Source organism: Streptomyces sp. NPDC002669 (assembly GCF_042889165.1).
Taxonomy (GTDB): Bacteria; Actinomycetota; Actinomycetes; order Streptomycetales; family Streptomycetaceae; genus Streptomyces.
Map to the genome: position 1 here is coordinate 19716 of NZ_JBIAQQ010000020.1, position 20183 is coordinate 39898.

Annotated in this window: 19 protein-coding genes; 4 read left to right on the forward strand and 15 right to left on the reverse strand. The window is 71.7% G+C overall.

Translation table 11 applies throughout. The features are described from left to right. Positions 1 to 110: 110 nt before the first annotated feature. Together ACFYW1_RS26405 and ACFYW1_RS26410 are read right to left on the reverse strand one after the other, a co-directional pair. On the reverse strand, positions 111 to 2654 hold the full coding sequence (locus ACFYW1_RS26405; protein ID WP_388998074.1) for an ATP-binding protein: 2544 nt from the start codon (positions 2652 to 2654) through the stop codon (positions 111 to 113). Positions 2655 to 2875: 221 nt separating this feature from the next. Next, a complete protein-coding gene (locus ACFYW1_RS26410) occupies positions 2876 to 3622 on the reverse strand; it encodes an ABC transporter ATP-binding protein (protein WP_388998077.1) in 747 nt (248 codons plus the stop codon). A 336-nt stretch (positions 3623 to 3958) separates the two neighbouring features. On the opposite strand from ACFYW1_RS26410, the gene ACFYW1_RS26415 reads away from it, so the two are divergent. Then, positions 3959 to 4879 carry a M20/M25/M40 family metallo-hydrolase gene (locus ACFYW1_RS26415; RefSeq protein ID WP_388998080.1) on the forward strand — a complete coding sequence of 307 codons (921 nt, stop codon included), beginning with the start codon at positions 3959 to 3961 and terminating at the stop codon, positions 4877 to 4879. 27 nt (positions 4880 to 4906) lie between these two features. Then, a complete protein-coding gene (locus ACFYW1_RS26420) occupies positions 4907 to 6334 on the forward strand; it encodes a M1 family metallopeptidase (RefSeq protein WP_388998083.1) in 1428 nt (475 codons plus the stop codon). Between the two features lie 55 nt (positions 6335 to 6389). Here ACFYW1_RS26420 and ACFYW1_RS26425 read toward each other — a convergent pair whose 3' ends face one another. From ACFYW1_RS26425 to ACFYW1_RS26455, 7 genes are all read right to left on the reverse strand, one after another. Then, positions 6390 to 7058: a potassium-transporting ATPase subunit C gene (locus ACFYW1_RS26425; protein ID WP_388998086.1), complete on the reverse strand. Its 669-nt coding sequence runs from the start codon at positions 7056 to 7058 to the stop codon at positions 6390 to 6392. Positions 7059 to 7081: 23 nt separating this feature from the next. After that, entirely contained in the window at positions 7082 to 9208 is a 2127-nt protein-coding gene (gene kdpB / locus ACFYW1_RS26430) for a potassium-transporting ATPase subunit KdpB (protein WP_388998089.1), read from the reverse strand. Next, the gene (gene kdpA / locus ACFYW1_RS26435; RefSeq protein WP_388998092.1) at positions 9205 to 10869 is read right to left on the reverse strand and encodes a potassium-transporting ATPase subunit KdpA; all 1665 of its coding nucleotides are present in this window, start codon (positions 10867 to 10869) and stop codon (positions 9205 to 9207) included. The genes kdpB and kdpA overlap by 4 nt, the downstream gene beginning before the upstream one ends. Positions 10870 to 10876: 7 nt before the next feature. Next, positions 10877 to 10966: a K(+)-transporting ATPase subunit F gene (gene kdpF, locus ACFYW1_RS26440; protein ID WP_388998095.1), complete on the reverse strand. Its 90-nt coding sequence runs from the start codon at positions 10964 to 10966 to the stop codon at positions 10877 to 10879. A gap of 347 nt (positions 10967 to 11313) precedes the next feature. Continuing rightward, positions 11314 to 12087: a DUF3710 domain-containing protein gene (locus ACFYW1_RS26445; RefSeq protein WP_388998098.1), complete on the reverse strand. Its 774-nt coding sequence runs from the start codon at positions 12085 to 12087 to the stop codon at positions 11314 to 11316. Position 12088: 1 nt separating this feature from the next. Next, positions 12089 to 12622, reverse strand: a complete 534-nt coding sequence (gene dut / locus ACFYW1_RS26450) for a dUTP diphosphatase (protein WP_388998101.1) — start codon at positions 12620 to 12622, stop codon at positions 12089 to 12091. Beyond that, a complete protein-coding gene (locus ACFYW1_RS26455; RefSeq protein ID WP_388998104.1) occupies positions 12622 to 13206 on the reverse strand; it encodes a PaaI family thioesterase in 585 nt (194 codons plus the stop codon). The genes dut and ACFYW1_RS26455 overlap by 1 nt, the downstream gene beginning before the upstream one ends. Positions 13207 to 13264: 58 nt before the next feature. On the opposite strand from ACFYW1_RS26455, the gene ACFYW1_RS26460 reads away from it, so the two are divergent. After that, the gene (locus tag ACFYW1_RS26460) at positions 13265 to 13720 is read left to right on the forward strand and encodes a DUF3093 domain-containing protein (protein WP_388998107.1); all 456 of its coding nucleotides are present in this window, start codon (positions 13265 to 13267) and stop codon (positions 13718 to 13720) included. An 88-nt stretch (positions 13721 to 13808) separates the two neighbouring features. Here ACFYW1_RS26460 and ACFYW1_RS26465 read toward each other — a convergent pair whose 3' ends face one another. The 4 genes from ACFYW1_RS26465 to ACFYW1_RS26480 form a co-directional block, all read right to left on the reverse strand. Continuing rightward, complete coding sequence (locus ACFYW1_RS26465) at positions 13809 to 14771, reverse strand: hypothetical protein (RefSeq protein ID WP_388998110.1); 963 nt, start codon at positions 14769 to 14771, stop codon at positions 13809 to 13811. Between the two features lie 12 nt (positions 14772 to 14783). Next, complete coding sequence (locus ACFYW1_RS26470) at positions 14784 to 15080, reverse strand: DUF4193 domain-containing protein (protein ID WP_003965732.1); 297 nt, start codon at positions 15078 to 15080, stop codon at positions 14784 to 14786. A gap of 404 nt (positions 15081 to 15484) precedes the next feature. After that, positions 15485 to 16714, reverse strand: a complete 1230-nt coding sequence (locus ACFYW1_RS26475) for a sensor histidine kinase (protein ID WP_388998114.1) — start codon at positions 16712 to 16714, stop codon at positions 15485 to 15487. Positions 16715 to 16720: 6 nt separating this feature from the next. Beyond that, a complete protein-coding gene (locus ACFYW1_RS26480; RefSeq protein WP_148839883.1) occupies positions 16721 to 17374 on the reverse strand; it encodes a response regulator transcription factor in 654 nt (217 codons plus the stop codon). A gap of 360 nt (positions 17375 to 17734) precedes the next feature. Here ACFYW1_RS26480 and ACFYW1_RS26485 point away from each other — a divergent pair, with 360 nt between their 5' ends. Then, positions 17735 to 17908, forward strand: a complete 174-nt coding sequence (locus tag ACFYW1_RS26485; RefSeq protein ID WP_187438873.1) for a hypothetical protein — start codon at positions 17735 to 17737, stop codon at positions 17906 to 17908. A 104-nt stretch (positions 17909 to 18012) separates the two neighbouring features. Here ACFYW1_RS26485 and ACFYW1_RS26490 read toward each other — a convergent pair whose 3' ends face one another. Beyond that, positions 18013 to 18831: an inositol monophosphatase family protein gene (locus ACFYW1_RS26490; RefSeq protein ID WP_388998119.1), complete on the reverse strand. Its 819-nt coding sequence runs from the start codon at positions 18829 to 18831 to the stop codon at positions 18013 to 18015. Between the two features lie 83 nt (positions 18832 to 18914). Beyond that, on the reverse strand, positions 18915 to 20042 hold the full coding sequence (locus ACFYW1_RS26495; protein WP_388998122.1) for a ferrochelatase: 1128 nt from the start codon (positions 20040 to 20042) through the stop codon (positions 18915 to 18917). Positions 20043 to 20183: the final 141 nt, after the last annotated feature.

Here is a 20183-nt window from a genome sequence, read left to right on the forward strand (position 1 = left end):
CGGACCTCGTGGGGACCGGGGACTTCGTCGCGGGAATCGTGGGGTCGGGAATCATGGGGCGGGGTGCGCGGGCGCGGCGCGGGGTGCGCGGCACGGCGCGCGCCGGGTGCTCACGGGACGGTCCGCGCGGGCAGGCCGGGGCCGACCGGGACGTGCCCCGGCGCCGCCTTCAGGGTCAGCACCATCGTGAGGCCGCCGCCGGGGGTGTCCTCGGCGTCCAGGGTGCCGCCCATGGACTCGACGAAGCCGCGGGCCACGGCGAGACCCAGTCCGACGCCGACGCCGCGCGGGGCGTCGCCGTAGCGCTGGAACGCCTCGAAGATGCGTTCCTTGGCCTCGTCGGGGACGCCGGGGCCGCGGTCGGCCACCCGCAGTTCGACGCGTTCGCCGAGCGCGCTGGCGGCCACCGTGACGCGCTGCCCGGGAGGGCTGTACTTGACGGCGTTCTCGACGATGTTGGCGACGGCCCGTTCCAGCAGGCCGGGGTCGACCGCGACCATGGGCAGGCTCTCGGGCACGTCCAGGTCGGCGCTGTCCTCCGGTACGCCGCCGAGCGCCATCGGGACCACCTCGTCGAGGTCGATCTCGCGGATCAGCGGGGTGACGGTGCCGGTCTGGAGCCGGGACATGTCCAGGAGGTTGCCGACCAGGTGGTCGAGGCGGTCGGCGCCGTTCTCGATGCCCTCCAGCAGCTCGGCCTCGTCCTCGTCGGACCAGGCGACGTCGTCGGAGCGCAGGGAGCTGACGGCGGCCTTGATGGCGGCGAGCGGGGTGCGCAGGTCGTGGCTGACGGCGGCCAGCAGCGCGGTCCTGATCCGGTTGCCCTCGGCGAGCCGGCGGGCCTCCTCCGCCTCGTCGACCAGCCGCTGCCGGTCCAGTACGACGGCTGCCTGGGCGGCGAACGCGCCGAGCACCCTGCGGTCCTCGGCGGGCAGCACCCGCCCGGAGAGCGCGAGCGCCATGTGGTCACCGACGGGCATGTCCGCGTCGGCGTCCTCCGGCCGGGCCACCGGGCCCGGCCCGACGCTCCCGGCACACGTCCAGGGATCGACGTCGCTCGTGCGCTCCAGCAGGGCGACGGACTCCATGCCGAAGGTCTCGCGGACCCGGTCCAGCAACGCGTCCAGCGTCGTCTCGCCGCGCAGCACGCTGCCGGCCAGGAAGGAGAGGATCTCCGACTCGGCGCGCAGCCGGGCCGCCTGGTGCGTGCGGCGCGCCGCCAGGTCGACGACCGAGGCCACCGCGACCGCCACCGCGAAGAAGATCACGATGGCGACGAAGTTCTCCGGGTCCTGGACGGTCAGGGTGTGGGTGGGCGGCGTGAACCAGTAGTTCAGCAGCATCGAGCCCACCGCGGCCGACGCCAGGGCGGGCAGCAGTCCGCCGATCAGCGCGGCGCCCACGGTCAGGAAGAGGAAGAGCAGGACGTCGTTGGCGAGTCCGGGGCCGCTGTCCAAAGTGGCCAGGAGCAGCGTGAGGAGGGCCGGGCCGCCCACACCGACCAGCCAGCCCCAGATGATCCGGGCCCGGCCCAGCCGGGCCCCGCGGGCGATGGGCAGACCGCGCCCCTTGGCGACCTCCTCGTGGGTGACGATGTGCACGTCGAGGTCGGGTCCGGACTCGCGGGCCACGGTGGCGCCCACACCCGGTCCGAAGACGTACTGCCATGCCTTGCGGCGGCTGGAGCCGAGGACGATCTGCGTGGCGTTCACCCCGCGTGCGAATTCCAGGAGCGCCGACGGTATGTCGTCGCCGATGACGTGGTGGAAGGTGCCGCCGAGGTCCTCCACGAGGGTGCGCTGGACGGTGAGTTCCTTGGGCGAGGCCGAGGTCAGTCCGTCGCTGCGGGCGATGTAGACGGCGAGGATCTCGCTGCCCGAGCCCTTGGCCGCCATCCGGGAGGCGCGGCGGATGAGCGTGCGGCCCTCGGGTCCGCCGGTCAGGCCGACGACTATGCGTTCGCGGGCCTGCCAGGTGGTGCGGATGTTGTGTTCGCCGCGGTACTGCTGGAGGTACTCGTCGACCCGGTCGGCGACCCAGAGCAGGGCCAGCTCGCGCAGGGCGGTGAGGTTGCCGGGGCGGAAGTAGTTGGACAGGGAGGCGTCGATCCGGTCCGGCTTGTAGATGTTGCCGTGGGCCATCCGGCGGCGCAGCGCCTGGGGCGACATGTCGACGAGTTCCAGCTGGTCGGCCCTGCGGACGACCTCGTCGGGGACGGTCTCGCGCTGCCGTACGCCGGTTATCGACTCGACGACGTCGCCGAGCGACTCCAGGTGCTGGATGTTGACCGTGGAGATCACGTCGATGCCGGCCTGGAGGAGTTCCTCGACGTCCTGCCAGCGTTTGGCGTTGCGGGAGCCCGGCACATTGGTGTGTGCCAGTTCGTCCACCAGGGCGACGGCCGGGGCGCGTTCCAGGACGGCGTCGACGTCCATCTCGGTGAAGACGGTGGAGCGGTACTCGATCTCGCGCCGCCGGACCTGCTCCAGGCCGTGCAGCATGACCTCGGTGCGCGGCCGGTCGTGGTGCTCCACGAAGGCGACGACGCAGTCGGTGCCCCGTTCCACCCGTCGATGGGCCTCGGAGAGCATCGCGTACGTCTTGCCGACGCCGGGTGCCGCACCCAGGTAGATCCGAAGCTTGCCGCGTCCCATGGCCCCATTGTCTTCTGCGCGAGCGACTGCGTCCGATCCGGCAGTCGCTTCGACGCTACCCCGAGGATTCCCGGCGAATGGGACACGGGGGTGGGGCCGGGGACCGAATTGACAGGATTCTGACGCCCCGGCCCGGGCGGCGGGGCCGTCCCGCCGCGTCGCGGGCACCTCTCCCCCGCCCCGGCCGTCCCCCGCCCGCCGCCGGCAGGCGTGCCCCTCGCTCAGTTCTCGACGATGTGCCCGTCGCTCAGCTCCAGCACCCGGTCCGCCAGCCCCAGCAGCTGGGCGTCGTGGGTCGCCACCAGGGCGCTGACGCCCTCGCTCCGCACCACCGCCCGCAGCAGTTCCATCACCGCGAGCCCGGTCTCCGCGTCGAGCTGGCCGGTCGGCTCGTCCGCGATCAGCAGCGCGGGCCGGTTGGCGAGCGCCCGCGCGATCGCCACGCGCTGGCGCTGGCCGCCGGAGAGCTCGCCGGGGCGCTGGGCCGCGTGGTCGGCCAGGCCGACCAGGGAGAGCAGCAGGGCCACCCGTTCCTCGCGCTCGCGCGGATCCTCCTTGCGCAGCCGCATGGGCACGCCGACGTTCTCCGCCGCGGTCAGGATCGGGATCAGGCCGAACGACTGGAAGACGAAGCCGATCCGGTCCCGGCGCAGTTCCAGCAGTCCGTCCTCGCCGAGCTCGGCGAGGTCCGTGCCGTCGATGGTGATCCGTCCGCTGTCGGGGCGGTCGAGCCCGCCGAGCAGGTTGAGCAGGGTGGTCTTGCCGGAACCCGAGCGTCCCTTGAGCGCGACGAGTTCCCCCCGCGGCACCTCGAAGGACACCCCGCGCAGCGCGTGGACGGCTCCGGCGCCGGAGCCGTAGGAGCGGTGCAGGTCCTCGACCCGGACCATGGGCCCGCCGGTCGGTGCCTCGGCGACGGCGGTGCCACCCTGTCCGTCCGTACCCGTCCGGCCGTTGGTCTCGGTCATGTCTCTCCCCGTACGTGCGAGATCCCGTCGGCCGCCAGTATGTGCAATGGGTGCGGGCCGGACAATCGCCGGGGCGGTGACCGGCGATCGTCCGCCGCCGGTTTCCTGTCCGCCGGCACCGCTCCGGGCGGGAGGGGCGCGAGGGGTACGGGGCCCCGGGCGGAGCGGCGACAGGCCTCCACCCCATTACTGACTTCCCATCAATTCCCTTTGTTCGCAGGCTCGTACGGCTTCCTCATCGGAGCACTACCGCTTCCCGACAACTTCCTGACACCGGACGGCCAGCCTTGCCCGGGTCCACCGGGGCGCCCCGCCCCGTACCCGAAAGGCTGCGCGATGCCACGAAGAATCCTGTCCCGGCCGGCCGTCGGAGCCCTCGGGCTCGCCCTGGTCCTGTCGGCGGTCCCCGCCGCCGTCGCGGACGCCCGGGCCCCCGCCGCCGCCCCGGCCGGCACGGCCGCCCCGACGGTCCCGGAGCAGCGGGTGATGTCCCACCTCCGTGCCCTCCAGCGCATCGCCGACCGCAACGGCGGCAACCGCGCGCACGGCACGAAGGGGTACGCGGCCTCGGTGGCGTACGTGAAAAGGGCCCTGGACCGGGCCGGTTTCCGTACGGCGCTGGTGCCCTTCGTCCACGACGGCGTCCCCGGGCACAACCTGATCGCCGACTGGCCGGGCGGGGACCCGGACCACGTGCTGCTGACCGGCGCCCACCTCGACAGCGTCGCGGAGGGCCCGGGAATCAACGACAACGGCTCGGGGTCGGCCGCGGTCCTGGCCGCCGCCCTCCAGGTGGCCGAATCGGGGCTGAGGCCCGAGCGGCACCTCCGGTTCGCCTGGTGGGGCGCCGAGGAGCCGGGGCTGATCGGCTCCGCGGACTACGTGAAGAAGCTCTCCGCCACCGAGCGCCGCAGGATCGACGTCTACCTCAACTTCGACCAGACGGGCAGCAGGAACACCGACAAGTGGCTCGTGGTCCACGACGACGAGCACGGCGGGACCGAGGCCCGGCAGGCGTTCGAGGAGTGGTTCGCCGCGCGGGGCGTCCCCACCTTCGAGATCGGGGTCGGCGGCTCGGACCACGAGTCGTTCGGCGACGCGGGCATCCCGTCGTCCGGCTTCAGCACCGGCATCTCCGACTGCATCCACGAGGCGTGCGACGACCTCGCCAACGTGGATCCGGGGACGGAGAAGACCAGCACCGACGCCCTCGTGGGCGTGCTGTGGAAGCTCGCCGCCACCACTCCCCGGAACTGATCCCCCGAATCCCGCAGGAGACAAGACATGCGCAGACCGCTGAACCGGCGCCTCAAGGCCGCCCTCGTGGCCGCGGCCGTGAGCGGCGTCGCCCTGACCACGCTCCCCGCCTCGGCCGCCCCCGGCGGGCCGGGCGTCGGCGACCCGTACTTCCCCGACGACGGCAATCCGGGCTACGACGTGTCCCACTACGACGTCCGGATCGCCTACGACCCGGCGCGCCCGGACCGTCTGGACGGCGTCACCACCGTCACCGCCCGTGCCCTGCACGGTCTGGACCGCTTCGGCCTGGACCTCAAGGGCTTCGCCGTGGCATCGGTCGAGGTGAACGGCGCCCCGGCGAAGTCCTTCTCCCGGTCCGGCGCCCACGAGCTGGTCGTCACCCCGGCCCGCCCGGTCGCGAAGGGCTCGACGTTCGCGGTCCGGGTGGCGTACGCGGGCAGGCCCGACCCGGAGGGCTGGCACACCCTGCGCGACGGCGGCGCGTACGTCGCCGGCGAACCGCACTCGGCGACCTCCTGGTACCCCGCCAACGACCATCCGTCCGACAAGGCCACTTTCGCCCTGACCGCGACCGTGCCCGAGGGCTGGACGGTTGTCGGCAACGGCCTGCCGGGGCCGGTCACCACCGACCGCGGCGAGAAGACCTTCCGCTGGTCCGAGGACCGGCCGATGGCGACGTACCTGAGCACGGTCGCCGTCGACCGGTTCACCGTCCACCGCGGGCTGACGGCCGCCGGGACACCGGTGATCACCGCGTACGGCCGGGACACCGTCATCGATCCGGCGGCGGAGGCCGAGCAGACGGAGATCCTGGACTTCCTGACCACGAAGTTCGGCCCGTACCCCTTCTCGTCGGCGGGCGCCGTCCTCGTCGGTGCCACGAAGGAACCCACCGACGCCCCCCTCGCCCTGGAGACGCAGACCCGCCCCACGTACGGCGGCGGCATGCTCTTCGACGCCTCGGTGGTCCACGAGAACGCCCACCAGTGGTTCGGCGACAGCGTCTCGTTCAAGGACTGGCGGGACGGCTGCATTGCGGAGTGCTTCGCCCAGTACGCCGGGCAGTTGTGGGAGGAGCACAAGGGCGCCGACCTCGACGAGGACTACTACCGGTCCGAGGTCGGGGCGAGCGCGGACGACCCGTCGTTCTGGTCCGTCCGGCTCTACGACCCGGGCCCGGGAAGGGAGTTGGACCCCGCGCTGTACTCCAAGGGTTCGCTGATGCTGCACGCCCTGCGGCGCACGGTGGGCGACGGGGCGTTCTTCGGGATGCTCAGGACCTGGACTCGCGTCCACGCCCACGGCAACGCCTCGTTCCGGCAGTTCGAGGCGCTGGCCGCGAAGGTCTCGGGCAAGGACCTCCGGGGCTTCTTCGCGGCGTGGGTGGACGGCACGGTCGTCCCGCCGCGGAAGTACCTCTACCCCGGCTCCCTGGGCACGCCGGGGCGGTGAACGGGCGGGCGGGGCGCGGGGATCCTTCCCCGCGCCCCGCTGCTCGCGCGCGTCCTCAGCCTCCGTTCACCAGCCGGTCGAGGGCAATGTTGAGCCGGAGGACGTTGACCCTCGGCTCCCCGACGAAGCCGAGGATCCGGCCGTCGGTGTGCTGCTCGACGAGCTTCTCCACCCGGTCGACGGGCAGGTGGTTGCGCTCGGCCACCCGGCGTACCTGGAGCCGTGCGTACTGCGGGGAGATGTCCGGGTCGAGGCCGGAGCCCGAGGAGGTGACGGCGTCGGCCGGCACGTCCGAGGGGCTGACGGGGTGGCCGGGGACGGAGTTGTCCTTCACGACGGCGGCCTTGGCGGCGGTGACCTGGTCGACGAGTTCCTCGCTGTCGCCGGAGCGGTTGGTCGCGCCGGACAGGAGCAGCTTGTACCGGGTGTTGACGCTGTTGGTGCCCAGGCCGTCGGAGGGGCGCGGCTGGAACCACTTGAGGTCCGGGGCCGCGGTCTCCTGTCCCTTCTCCAGCGGGAGGTCGTAGCGCTGGCCGATGAGTTCGGAGCCGACGACCTCGCCGTTCGCGGTGATCTCGGAGCCGTTGGCCCGGTCGGGGAAGACGCCCTGGGCGACGCCGGTGACGGCGAGCGGGTAGAGCACGCCGCAGACGACGGTGAGGACGAGCAGGGCGCGCAGCCCGGCCCAGAGCAACCGGGCGGTGTTTGCTACGGAGTTGTTCATGGCAGGTCAGCCGATTCCTAGATTCAGTGCAGCCCGGGTACGAGGGAGATGATCATGTCGATGATCTTGATGCCGATGAACGGGGCGACCAGTCCGCCGAGTCCGTAGATCCCGAGGTTGCGCCGGAGCATCGAGTCGGCGCCGCTGGGCCGGTAGCGCACGCCCTTCAGGGCGAGCGGCACCAGGGCGACGATGATCAGCGCGTTGAAGATCACCGCCGAGAGGATCGCGGACTGGGGCGAGGACAGCTGCATGATGTTGAGCCTGTCCAGGCCCGGGTACACCACGGCGAACATCGCGGGGATGATCGCGAAGTACTTCGCGACGTCGTTGGCGATGGAGAAGGTCGTCAGCGCGCCCCGGGTGATGAGCAGTTGCTTGCCGATCTCGACGATCTCGATCAGCTTGGTGGGGTTGGAGTCCAGGTCCACCATGTTCCCGGCCTCCTTGGCGGCCGAGGTGCCGGTGTTCATGGCCACCCCGACGTCCGCCTGGGCGAGGGCGGGGGCGTCGTTGGTGCCGTCGCCGGTCATGGCGACGAGCTTGCCGCCCGCCTGTTCGCGCTTGATGAGGGCCATCTTGTCCTCGGGCGTGGCCTCGGCGAGGAAGTCGTCGACGCCGGCCTCCTCGGCGATGGCCTTGGCGGTCAGCGGGTTGTCACCCGTGATCATGACCGTCCTGATGCCCATCCGGCGCAGCTCGGCGAATCGTTCCCGCATGCCCTCCTTGACGACGTCCTTGAGGTGGATGACGCCGAGGACCCGGGCGCCGCGCCCGTCCTCCACGGCCACCAGCAGCGGTGTGCCGCCCACCGAGGAGATCGTGTCGGTGAGTTCCTGCGCCTCCCGCGCGACGGTGCCGCCACGTTCCTCGACCCAGGCGACGACCGAGCCGGTCGCCCCCTTGCGGACCTTGCGTGCGTCCACGTCGACGCCGGACATCCGGGTCCGGGCGGTGAAGGCCACCCACTCGGCGCCGGACAGCTCGCCCCGGTGGCGTTCGCGCAGCCCGTACCTCTCCTTGGCGAGCACGACGATCGAGCGGCCCTCCGGCGTCTCGTCGGCGAGCGAGGACAGCTGGGCGGCGTCGGCCAGTTCGGCCGCGGTCGTGCCCTTCACGGGTACGAACTCGGCGGCCTGCCGGTTGCCGAGGGTGATGGTGCCGGTCTTGTCGAGCAGCAGCGTCGACACGTCCCCGGCGGCCTCGACGGCACGCCCCGACATCGCGAGGACGTTGCGCTGGACGAGGCGGTCCATGCCGGCGATGCCGATGGCGGAGAGCAGCGCGCCGATGGTGGTCGGGATCAGGCAGACCAGCAGCGCGGTCAGCACGATCATCGACTGTTCCTGCCCGGCGTACACCGCGAAGGGCTGGAGGGTGACGACGGCGAGCAGGAAGACGACGGTGAGGGAGGCGAGAAGGATGTTCAGCGCGATCTCGTTGGGCGTCTTCTGCCGGGCGGCGCCCTCGACCAGGGCGATCATGCGGTCGATGAAGGTCTCGCCGGGCCTGGTGGTGACCTTGACGACGATGCGGTCGGAGAGCACCTTCGTGCCCCCGGTGACGGCGCTGCGGTCGCCGCCGGACTCCCGGATGACGGGGGCGGACTCGCCGGTGATCGCGGACTCGTCCACGCTCGCGACGCCCTCGACGACGTCTCCGTCGCCCGGGATGATGTCGCCGGCCTCGCAGACCACCAGGTCACCGACGCACAGCTCGGTGCCGGGCACCCGCTCCTCGTTCCCGCCGGTCAGCCGCCGCGCGACGGTGCCGGTCCTGGCCCTGCGCAGTGTGTCGGCCTGCGCCTTGCCGCGTCCTTCGGCGACCGCCTCCGCCAGGTTGGCGAAGATCGTGGTCAGCCACAGCCAGGCCGCGATCGCCCAGCCGAACCACTCCCCCGGCTCCAGGCACGCCAGCACGGTCGTGAACACCGAGCCGACCAGTACCACGAACATCACCGGGGACTTGGCCATCACCCGGGGGTCGAGCTTGCGCACGGCGTCGGGCAGGGACCGGACCAGCTGCGCGGGGTCGAACAGGCCCCCGCCGACGCGTCCTTGGCCCCGCTGTTCCGCGGGCGCGTCCCGGTGCGGTGCCCGGGTGGGGGTGACGGTGGACACCGGGTCCTCCTGTTCCGTACGAGTGATCATGACGCCAGCCCTTCGGCGAGCGGTCCCAGCGCGAGCGCCGGGAAGTAGGTGAGACCGGTGATGATCAGGATTGTGCCGGCCAGCAGGCCGCTGAACAGCGGCCGGTGCGTGCCCAGGGTTCCCGTGGTGACCGGTACGGGTTTCTGCTCAGCGAACGAGCCGGCCAGCGCGAGGACGAACACCATCGGCAGGAACCGGCCGAGCAGCATCGCGAGGCCGATCGTGGTGTTGAACCACTGCGTGTCCGCGCTCAGCCCGGCGAACGCGGAACCGTTGTTGTTCGCGCCCGAGGTGTAGGCGTAGAGGACCTCGGAGAAGCCGTGCGCGCCGGAGTTCAGCATCGAGTGGGGCGGGGTGGGCAGTGCCATCGCCGCGGCGGTGAAGCAGAGCACCAGCGCCGGGGTGATCAGGATGTAGCAGGCGGCGAGCTTGATCTCGCGGGTGCCGATCTTCTTGCCGAGGTACTCGGGCGTGCGGCCGACCATCAGTCCGGCGATGAACACGGCGATGACCGCCATGACCAGCATGCCGTAGAGGCCGGAGCCGACCCCGCCGGGCGCGATCTCGCCCAGCTGCATGCCGAGCATGGTGATGCCGCCGCCGAGACCGGTGTACGAGGAGTGGAAGGAGTTCACCGCGCCGGTGGAGGTGAGTGTGGTGGCCACGGCGAAGATCGACGAGCCGGCGATCCCGAACCGGGTCTCCTTGCCCTCCATCGCCCCGCCCGCGATGTCGAACGCGGGGCCGTGGTGGGCGTATTCGGCCCACATCATCAGGGCGGTGAAGCCCAGCCAGATGGTGGCCATGGTGCCGAGGATCGCGTAGCCCTGCTTGAGCGAGCCGACCATCCGGCCGAAGGTGCGGGTCAGCGCGAAGGGGATGACCAGGATCAGGAAGATCTCGAAGAGGTTGGACAGGCCGTTGGGGTTCTCGAACGGGTGGGACGAGTTGGCGTTGAAGTAGCCGCCGCCGTTCGTGCCCAGTTCCTTGATGACCTCCTGGGAGGCCACCGCACCGCCGTTCCACTGCTGCGAACCGCCGGTGAACTGCCCGACCTCGTGGATGCCGGAGAAGTTCTGGATCACGCCGCAGGCGACGAGCACCAGGGCTCCGACCACCGCGATCGGCAGCAGGATCCGCACGGTGCCACGCACCAGGTCGGCCCAGAAGTTGCCGAGTTCACCGGTGCGGGACCCGGCGAAGCCCCGTACCAGGGCCACCGCGACGGCTGTGCCGACGGCGGCCGAGACGAAGTTCTGCACGGCCAGGCCGCCGGTCTGCACGACGTGGCCCATGGCCTGTTCGCCGGAGTACGACTGCCAGTTGGTGTTCGCGACGAAGGACGCCGCCGTGTTGAACGCCTGGTCCGGGTCGATCGAGACGAAGCCGAGCGAGCCGGGCAGGGCGCCCTGGAGCCGCTGGAGCAGGTACAGGAAGAGGACGCTCACCGCGGAGAAGGCGAGCACACCCCGCAGATACGCGGGCCAGCGCATCCGGGTGTTCGGGTCGACGCCGATGGCCCGGTAGATCCACTTCTCGACGCGGAGGTGCTTCTTCGAGGAGTAGACGCGGGCCATGTGGTCGCCGAGCGGGCGGTACACCAGTCCCAGCGCCACGACGAGCGCGAGGACCTGGAGCACACCGGCGAGGACGGGGCTCATATCGTGCTCAGAACCTCTCCGGGTACAGAAGGGCGAGGACGAGGTAGCCCAGCAGGGCGGCGGCCACGGCGAGGCCGACGACGTTTTCGACGGTCACAGCCTGGCCACCCCCTTGGCGACCAGAGCCACCAGCGCGAACACCGCGATCGTGGTGACGACGAAGGCCACATCGGCCATCGTGTGCTCCTAGATGAGGTACGGATTTCTCTGACCTCTTGAGCAAACCTCCCGCCGCAGCCGCTCCGGCCTGCGTTGATGGCTTCCTTACGGGGAACGGCGGGCCTTTGACGGCGCGCATACGTGGCCGATACGCGCCCCATACACGCGCCTTCCGCACACCGCCGGTCCTCCGTTCCCGGACGCGGAACGGCCGGTGGGCCGCACCCCCTCGAAGGGGATGCGGCCCACCGGCCGAAGCCGTGCCGGGCGGCTGCCCGGCCCTGCTCAGCGCACCTCGGTGATCTCGGGGCCGCGCTGGAGCCGGCCCATGTCACCGGAGAACCTGGAGCTCTCCTGGTCCTCCTGCTGGACGCCCTCGGGCACCATCTGGGCGTCGTTGGGCAGCTTGAGGACGATCGGGTCGCGCGGGGCCATCGGGCCCTCGCCACGGACGACCACGGTGTCCCGGAAGATCGTCTCCAGCAGCCCGGCGGCCTCCGGCTGGACGGCGCCCTGGCCGGAAATGACTCCGCGCAGGAACCAGCGGGGTCCGTCGACACCGACGAACCGCACCAGCTGCACGCCGTTCGTGCCGTCCGGGAGCTGTACGGGCACCTGGGCACGCAGCTCCCAGCCCAGCGGACCCTCGACCTCGTCGATGATCCCGCCCTGCTGGGTGATGCCGGTGGCGATCTCCTCACGGACCTCGCCCCAGATGCCCTCCTTCTTGGGGGCGGCGAAGGCCTGCAGCTGGATGGCGCTGTCGCGCAGCACCACGGTCGCGGCGACGATCGCGTCACCGGCCACCTCGACGCGCAGCTCCATGCCCTCGACGCCGGGCACGAAGATGCCGCCCAGGTCGACCCGGCCCTCGCCGGGCTGGGAGACCTCGGAGACGTCCCACGGCCCGTCCGGCCGCGGTGCCGGCGGGAGATTCACCCGCTGCGGGCCGCTGTCGGCCCCGTCCGCGTCATCGAGCTCGTCGACGACCTGCTCGGCCTCGCGCGCTTCGCCCGCCACGTCCTCGGCGGAACCACTCTTCTTGCGACGTCCGAACACGTCACTGTCCTTCCCGGTCGGGTACGACCGAAGCGTAGCTGTTCCCGCCCCGGGTGATCCCGTCCCCGACACCATCGACATCACCGGAAGCATGTCCTCCGGTGGATCCGAAGCCTCCGGCGCCGCGAGCCGAGCCGGGAAGCTCCGCCACCTCGTGGAAGCGCACCTTCTCGACCTGCTGGACAACCAGTTGGGCAATCCGGTCGAACCGGTCGAACCGCACGGGCTCACGCGGGTCGAGATTGATGACGATCACCCTGATCTCTCCACGGTACCCGGCATCAACCGTCCCCGGGGCATTCACCAGGGCGACTCCGCAGCGGGCCGCGAGGCCGGAGCGCGGGTGCACGAACGCGGCGTACCCGTCGGGCAGCGCGATCGCCACGCCGGTGGGCAGCACCGCCCGCTCGCCCGGAGCGAGTTCGACGGCCTCGGTGGTCACCAGATCGACTCCGGCGTCGCCCGGGTGCCCGTAGGCCGGAATCGGCACTTCCGGGTCGATCCGGCGGATCAGTACGTCCACGGGGTGGCGCATCAGGGGTTCACCTCGAATGCACGGGCGCGCTTGACCTGGTCGGGGTCGGCCATCGCGGCCCGGATCTCGGCCGGGCGGCCGTTCTCGATGAAGTGGTCGACCTTGACCTCGATGAAGAGGGCCTCGGCTCGGACCGCCACGGGCCCGTCCGGGCCGCCGATCCGGCCGGTCGCCCGTGAGTAGATCTTCCGGCCGTGCACCGCGACGACCTCGGCGTCGAGGTGCAGCACGGTGTCCACCGGCACCGGGCGCACGAAGTCGGTCTCCAGCCGTCCGGTCACGGCGATCACCCGCAGCAGCCAGTTCAGCGAGCCGAGCGTCTCGTCCAGCGCGGTGGCCAGGATGCCGCCGTGCGCCAGTCCCGGGGCGCCCTGATGGGCGGCCTGCACGGTGAACTCGGCGGTGACGCGGACACCGTCGCCGGCCCGCGTCTGGAGGTGCAGCCCATGCGGCTGCCCCTCTCCGCAACCGAAACAGTGTTCGTAGTGCGCACCGAGGAGTTCGCCCGGGGCCGGGGCTTCGGGATGCCGGACCGGTTTCACCGCGTCGGCCGGGGGCTTCAGGGCCTCAGATGTTCCACTCACAGGCGCAGACCTTACCCGCGCGGCTGTCCGCGGGCCGCACCGTGCCAAGCTTGGGACCATGCAGCCTTCCCCGCCGCCTTTCGACGAACGACTGACCGCGCCCCGCTCCTGGTGGCTCATCGCCTTCCTGGTCGGCATCGCCTGCGCCCTGATGCTGCTACCGCTGGGCACCGTGCCGCTGCTGGCCGGTCTGGTGGGCGGCACGGCCCTGACGGCGGTCGCGGTCAGCTCCTACGGTTCGGCCAGGGTCCGGGTGGTGGGGGGCGCCCTGGTGGCGGGCGACGCGCGGATCCCGGTGACGGCGCTCGGCGAGGCCGAGGTGCTGGAGGGGGAGGAGGCGCGCGCGTGGCGCTCGTACAAGGCGGACACCCGCGCGTTCATGCTGCTGCGCAGCTACATCCCGACGGCGGTCCGGATCGAGGTCACCGACCCGCAGGACCCGACTCCGTACGTCTATCTGTCCACCCGTGAGCCGCAGGCCCTGGTGGCGGCGCTCACGGCCGTACGGGCGTAGCCGCCGGGCGGAACCCGCCGGGCCCTTCCAGGGCCCGGCCGCGGCCGTCGCACGCCCTTCCCGGCGTGCCCGGGCCGGCCCGGGGCCCTCAGCCCTCCAGCTCGCCCCGGATCACCTCGTGCGGGTGCTGCGGCTGCTCCAGTGGGGGCAGCGCCGGCAGCCGGTCCCAGGGGACCTGGCGCTCGCGCAGGTCCTTCCTGACCCGTTCGGCGAGCTTCCTGGTGTCGCGCCGGTTCATCACCGCGCCGACGGCGGCGCCGATCATGAAGGGCATCAGGTTGGGCAGGTCGCGCACCATGCGTTTCATGATCTGCTGGCGCAGCTCGCGCTTCATCTGGCCGCCCAGCGCCGCGTTCACCGTCATGGGGCGGCTGACGTCGATGCCGCGTTCCTCCGTCCAGGAGGTGAGGTAGGCGCCGGAACGCTGGACGAGTCCGCCCGGCGGGCGCAGCCCGTAGACCTCGTGCAGCTCGGCGACGAGCTTCATCTCTATCGCGGCCACCCCGGTGATCTCCGCCGTCAGCTCGGCGAGCATGACGGGCGGTACGGGCATCATGGCCGCCGCGCCGATACCTGCGCCGACGGCGGCGGTGCCCTTGCTCGCGCCCGCGATGAGCTTGTCCGCGAGTTCCTCCGGCCCCAGGCCGGGGAACTGCCTGCGCAGTGTGGCGAGGTCGCGCACGGGGACGCGGGGAGCGGTCTCGATGATCAGATCGGCGATGTGGCCGATCACCGCCTTGGCGCTCTCCCCGCTCCTGCGCACACCTCGTTTCATCGAATTCAGACGGCCTGCCCCGGTCACGGGCTCCGTCCTGCCGATCCGTTCGACCCCTCCGGCCGGGCCGGCTCCTTCGGTCGCCATGACCGCCGGGGCCGCTTCGAGCGAGGCCGGTCGGCCCCGCCCGTCGTCCCACCCGTCCGGGGAGTGCGGCAGGGCGGACCGCTCGGCGGACGCTGTCGCGCCCTCTGCCGGGCCTGTGCCGCCCTGATGCGTCTCCGACGACCTCTTGCGCCGCAAGCGTCGCTTCCGGAAGGGTGTGTCGCCTGCCACGGTCGGCGCGACCTAGTCGCAGTCGCGGCAGATCGGCTGGCCGTTCTTCTCGCGCGCGAGCTGGCTCCTGTGGTGTACGAGGAAGCAGCTCATGCAGGTGAACTCGTCGGCCTGCTTGGGCAGGACCCGGACGGCGAGTTCCTCATTGGACAGGTCCGCGCCGGGCAGCTCCAGTCCTTCGGCCGCGTCGAACTCGTCGACGTCGACGGCGGAGGCGGTCTTGTCGCTCCGGCGAGCCTTGAGCTCCTCCAGGCTGTCCTGATCGACGTCGTCGTCGGTCTTGCGTGGGGTGTCGTAATCCGTTGCCATGTCGCTCTCCCCCTCTGGGTGTCTGCGGTGTCTCAGCGCTCGTAACGCGTGAGAGGCCGGACTTGTGCCCGACCCGAGGCGGAGATTTTGCCTCACATCAAGGTCTGTTACTCAATCGACACCCAAAAGGACCGCTCGGGAGCGATCAGCTTGGGTGGCGAAGGGGACCGTACACGGTCCCCGCGTCGTGCTCCACGGGCGCCACCCCGTGTACTTCCCGTGACCCCAAGCCTCGAAAACCCCGACTTTTACGGGTTTTCGGGCAAGGTTCCTGATCACGGAGCGTTGACGGGCAGAAATTCGCTTCTGTGATCGATCACACACGGCACTCCCGGGAGCGACTCCCGAAAATTCCGCTCAAAGCGAACAAACTGCTTCGCCCAAGGATCGGTCCGACCTGCCGGTCAGACCGGCAGTGAGACGCGCATCACAAGCCCCCCGCCCTCGCGGGGCTCCGCGATGATACGGCCGCCGTGGGCGCGCGCCACGGATCTCGCGATCGACAGGCCGAGTCCCACCCCCTTGTCGCTGCCCGTCCGCTCCGTACGCAGCCGTCTGAAGGGCTCGAAGAGGTTGTCGATCTCGTACGCGGGCACCACGGGACCCGTGTTCGAGACCGTCAGCAGGGCCTGCCCGCTCCGCAGCTCGGTGGCGACCTCCACCCAGCCGCCCTCGGGGATGTTGTAGCGCACGGCGTTCTGCACGAGGTTCAGCGCGATCCGCTCCAGCAGGACGCCGTTGCCCTGGACGACCGCCGGGGCCCGCTCGCCGCGGATCTCCACCCCCCGGTCCTCGGCCTCGCCCCGCGTCTGGTCGATCGCGCGCGAGGCCACCTCGGCGAGGTCGACCGGCTTGCGCTCGACGATCTGGTTGTCGCTGCGGGCCAGCAGCAGCAGCCCCTCCACGAGCTGCTCGCTGCGCTCGTTGGTGGCCAGCAGCGTCTTGCCCAGCTGTTTCAGCTCCGGTGGGGCCTGGGGGTCGGAGAGGTGGACCTCCAGCAGCGTGCGGTTGATCGCGAGCGGGGTGCGCAGCTCGTGCGAGGCGTTCCCGACGAACCGCTGCTGGGCCGTGAAGGCCCGCTCCAGTCGGTCGAGCATCTCGTCGAAGGTGTCGGCGAGCTCCTTCAGCTCGTCGTCCGGGCCGTCCAGCTCGATCCGGCGGGACAGATCGGTTCCGGCCACCTGGCGGGCGGTCCGGGTGATCCGGCCCAGCGGGGAGAGCACCCGGCCGGCCATCGCGTAGCCGAAGGCGAAGGCGATGACGCTGAGGCCGACCAGGGCCAGCAGCGAGCGGTTCAGGAGGGTGTCCAGCGCCTGCTGGCGCTGGTGGTTGACGCACGAGTTCATCGCCGCGTTGAAGGCCTCCGGGGACGCCTTCTCGGGCAGGTTGCAGACCTCGCTGGTCACCTGACCGTTGACGATCTTGAACGGCAGCTCGCTGCCCACGTGCAGGGCCTGCGCGGCCAGCATGTAGATGATCGAGAGCAGCAGGATGCCCGCGATCAGGAACATGCCGCCGTAGAGCAGCGTGAGCCGTATCCGGATGGTCGGGCGCAGCCAGTAGGGCGGCTCCTGCGGTTTGGGCTCCCAGGTGGGCTTCGGGGGCGCCGTCGGCGGCGCGGGAACGGGGGGCACGGGCGATCAGATCCGGTAACCGGAACCGGGCACGGTGACGATCACCGGTGGCTCGCCGAGCTTGCGCCGCAGCGTCATGACCGTGACCCGTACGACGTTGGTGAACGGGTCGGTGTTCTCGTCCCAGGCCTTCTCCAGCAGCTGCTCGGCCGAGACGACGGCGCCCTCGCTGCGCATCAGGACCTCCAGCACGGCGAACTCCTTCGGCGCGAGCTGGATCTCCACGTCGTTGCGGAAGACCTCGCGCCGGTTGGGGTCGAGCTTGATGCCCGCGCGCTCCAGGACGGGCGGCAGCGCCACCGTCGTACGCCTGCCCAGGGCCCGGACCCGGGCGGTGAGCTCGGTGAAGGCGAACGGCTTGGGCAGGTAGTCGTCGGCCCCCAGCTCCAGGCCCTCGACCCGGTCGCTGACGTCCCCGGAGGCCGTGAGCATCAGCACCCGGGTGGGGATGCCGAGCTCGACGACCCGGCGGCAGACGTCGTCGCCGTGCACCAGGGGCAGGTCCCGGTCCAGCACCACGACGTCGTAGTCGTTGACCTCGATGCGCTCCAGGGCCGCGGCACCGTCGTACACGACATCGACGGCCATGGCCTCCCGGCGCAGTCCGGTGGCCACCGCATCGGCGAGCAGCTGCTCGTCCTCCACGACGAGTACGCGCACGGCGCTGTCCTTCCTAGGAAAAACTCAGTGAGTGTCGAAGCGAACACGGTCCGCGACACGGACGGTGATCGGCACGGGTCCGTGCGGCTCCATCCTGCCCGCAACGCGCATAAACCGGCGGTAAGGCGACCCCCGCCGACCCGTGCCCCGGGGGAATTCACCGGATTTTCGGGCCAGTTGAGGTTTCCCTGAGCTTTGGCCCGGGGAGGACGCATTCACACCCGCGATCGCGCCTTGAATGTGGCGTGCCACAGGCCACTCCGTCCCCGGAGAGCGCGTGATCACCCGCCCTACCGCCTCGGCGCGGAGGGAAACCCGGGCACACCCCCGTGCCACCGACCCACGATGAGGGGGCGCATTATGGACGCTTTCACCGCAGGTCTGCTGCAACGCATCAGGACCACCGAGTCCGACCTCACGAGAGCCCGCGAGACGGGCGACGACTTCCTCGCGGACGTCGAGCAGAGCGAGCTGGACGATCTGCACCGCCTCGCCGCCGAGCACGGCGTGGAGATCGGCGCCACGAGCGCCTGAGCAGCGCGTGAGGAGGGCCCCCGACGGCGTCGGGGGCCCTCCTCACGCGTGGGGCCCGGGAGGCCCTCCGCGGGCGTTCCCGGCCGGGCCCGCAGGGACGGCCCTCAGTCGTGCCAGGCCCCGTACTCCTCCAGGAGGGCCTGCAACGGCTCGAAGACGCCGGGGGACGCGGCGATCGCCAGGTCGCCGTCGGCGGGCAGCCCGGGACGGCCCCCGGTGAGCGCCCCCGCCTCCCGGGCGATGAGGTCGCCCGCGGCCAGGTCCCAGGGGTGCAGGCCGCGCTCGTAGTAGCCGTCGAGCCGGCCCGCCGCCACGTCGCAGAGGTCCACGGCGGCCGAGCCGCCGCGCCGGATGTCGCGCAGCCGCGGGATCAGCCTCCGGGCCACGTCCGCCTGGTGGGCGCGGACGAGACCGACGTAGTTGAACCCGGTCGAGACGAGCGCCTGGTCGAGCGGCGGCGCGGGGCGGTGGCGCAGCGCGGTGTCCTCGCCGTGCGCGTCGCCCCGTACGTACGCCCCGCCGCCGAGGACCGCGTGGTAGGTCTCGCGGCGCATCGGGACCTCCACCACGCCCACGATCCGCTCGCCGTCGCGTTCGGCGGCGATGGAGACGGCCCAGGTGGGCAGCCCGTACAGGTAGTTCACGGTGCCGTCGAGCGGGTCGACGACCCAGCGGATCCCGCTGCTGCCCTCCGTGCCGCCCCCCTCCTCGCCGAGGAGGCCGTCCTGCGGGCGGTGTCCGGTGAGGAAGTCGGTGATCAGCTTCTCGGCGGCGATGTCCATCTCGGTGACGACGTCGATCGGGCTGGACTTGGTCGCGGCCACGCCCAGGTCGGCCGGGCGGCCGTCGCGGAGCAGCGCGCCCGCGCGGCGGGCTGCCTCCAGGGCGAGGTCGAGCAGTTCGGTCGGGTTCGGGTCGGTCACGGCGCTCCCGGGATCGTGGGCGTACGGCGGTCTCTCGGCGCGGCGGGCGGCGGGGCTACTCCGGGCCCCGCCGCCGGCCGGGCTCACGCGTAGGGGCTGTCCAAGCCCGCCGCGGCGGGCTTGGGGGCCCTGGCCGGGCAGCAGCCGACCGGGCACAGGTCGTAGCCGGGGCCGAGCGCGCCCAGGGCGCAGCGCTCCCGTACCTGTCCCCGCTCGGTGGCGGCCCGTTCCAGCACCAGGTCGCGCACCGCCGCGGCGAACCGGGGGTCGGCGCCCACGGTCGCGGACCGGCGCACCGGCAGGCCCAGCTCGGCGGCCTTCGCGGTGGCCTCCGTGTCGAGGTCGTAGAGCACTTCCATGTGGTCGGAAACGAAACCGATGGGGGCCATCACCGCGGCGGGCACGCCGTCCGCGTGCAGCGCCTCCAGGTGGTCGCAGATGTCGGGTTCCAGCCACGGGATGTGCGGGGCGCCGCTGCGCGACTGGTAGACGAGCTTCCAGGGGTGCTCGACGCCGGTCTCCTCGCGCACCGCGTCGACGATCAGCCGGGCGACGTCGAGGTGCTCGGCCACGTAGGCGCCGCCGTCGCCGTGCGCGTCCGCGGGGCCGGAGGTGTCGGCGGCGGAGATGGGGATGGAGTGCGTGGTGAAGGCGAGGTGCGCCCCGGCCCGTACGTCTTCGGGGAGGTCGGCCAGGGCGGCGAGGACGCCGTCCACCATGGGGGTCACGAACCCGGGGTGGTTGAAGTAGTGCCGGAGCTTGTCGACCCGCGGCACGGGCAGCCCCTCGGCCTCCAGGGCGGCCAGTGACTCCGCGAGGTTCTCCCGGTACTGCCGGCAGCCGGAGTAGGAGGCGTAGGCGCTGGTGGCGAGGACGGCGACGCGGCGGCGCCCGTCCCGGACCATCTCGCGCAGGGTGTCGGTGAGGTACGGCGCCCAGTTGCGGTTGCCCCAGTACACCGGCAGGTCCAGGCCGTGCTCGGCGAAGTCCTCGCGCAGGGCGTCCAGCAGGGCCCGGTTCTGGGCGTTGATCGGGCTGACGCCGCCGAACAGGAAGTAGTGCTTTCCGACTTCCTTCAGCCGTTCCTCGGGGATGCCCCGGCCCCGGGTCACGTTCGCCAGGAACGGGACCACGTCGTCCGGGCCTTCGGGGCCGCCGAAGGAGAGCAGCAGCAGGGCGTCGTAGGGAGCGGGATCGCGCAGATCGGACATGACGTCGATCCTGCCACCCGCCCCGGACGGTGCTCCCACCGACATCGCCGCCGGGCGCCCGTCCCCGCCCCGGATCCGAAGGTTCCGTCGGCCCCTCGCCCTGCTGCCCGCTCCGGGCGAGCCGTAGGCTGTATCGGCCAC

What these genes read in the sequence shown, in the direction of transcription:
- ACFYW1_RS26420 (WP_388998083.1), top strand. Translation starts at nt 4,907, where the DNA reads ATGCGCAGACCGCTGAACCGGCGCCTCAAGGCCGCCCTCGTGGCCGCG.
- ACFYW1_RS26405 (WP_388998074.1), bottom strand. Translation starts at nt 2,654, where the DNA reads ATGGGACGCGGCAAGCTTCGGATCTACCTGGGTGCGGCACCCGGCGTC.
- dut (WP_388998101.1), bottom strand. Translation starts at nt 12,622, where the DNA reads ATGCGCCACCCCGTGGACGTACTGATCCGCCGGATCGACCCGGAAGTG.
- kdpA (WP_388998092.1), bottom strand. Translation starts at nt 10,869, where the DNA reads ATGAGCCCCGTCCTCGCCGGTGTGCTCCAGGTCCTCGCGCTCGTCGTG.
- ACFYW1_RS26485 (WP_187438873.1), top strand. Translation starts at nt 17,735, where the DNA reads ATGGACGCTTTCACCGCAGGTCTGCTGCAACGCATCAGGACCACCGAG.
- kdpB (WP_388998089.1), bottom strand. Translation starts at nt 9,208, where the DNA reads ATGATCACTCGTACGGAACAGGAGGACCCGGTGTCCACCGTCACCCCC.
- ACFYW1_RS26410 (WP_388998077.1), bottom strand. Translation starts at nt 3,622, where the DNA reads ATGACCGAGACCAACGGCCGGACGGGTACGGACGGACAGGGTGGCACC.
- ACFYW1_RS26415 (WP_388998080.1), top strand. Translation starts at nt 3,959, where the DNA reads ATGCCACGAAGAATCCTGTCCCGGCCGGCCGTCGGAGCCCTCGGGCTC.
- ACFYW1_RS26425 (WP_388998086.1), bottom strand. Translation starts at nt 7,058, where the DNA reads ATGAACAACTCCGTAGCAAACACCGCCCGGTTGCTCTGGGCCGGGCTG.
- ACFYW1_RS26460 (WP_388998107.1), top strand. Translation starts at nt 13,265, where the DNA reads ATGCAGCCTTCCCCGCCGCCTTTCGACGAACGACTGACCGCGCCCCGC.
- ACFYW1_RS26470 (WP_003965732.1), bottom strand. Translation starts at nt 15,080, where the DNA reads ATGGCAACGGATTACGACACCCCACGCAAGACCGACGACGACGTCGAT.
- ACFYW1_RS26495 (WP_388998122.1), bottom strand. Translation starts at nt 20,042, where the DNA reads ATGTCCGATCTGCGCGATCCCGCTCCCTACGACGCCCTGCTGCTGCTC.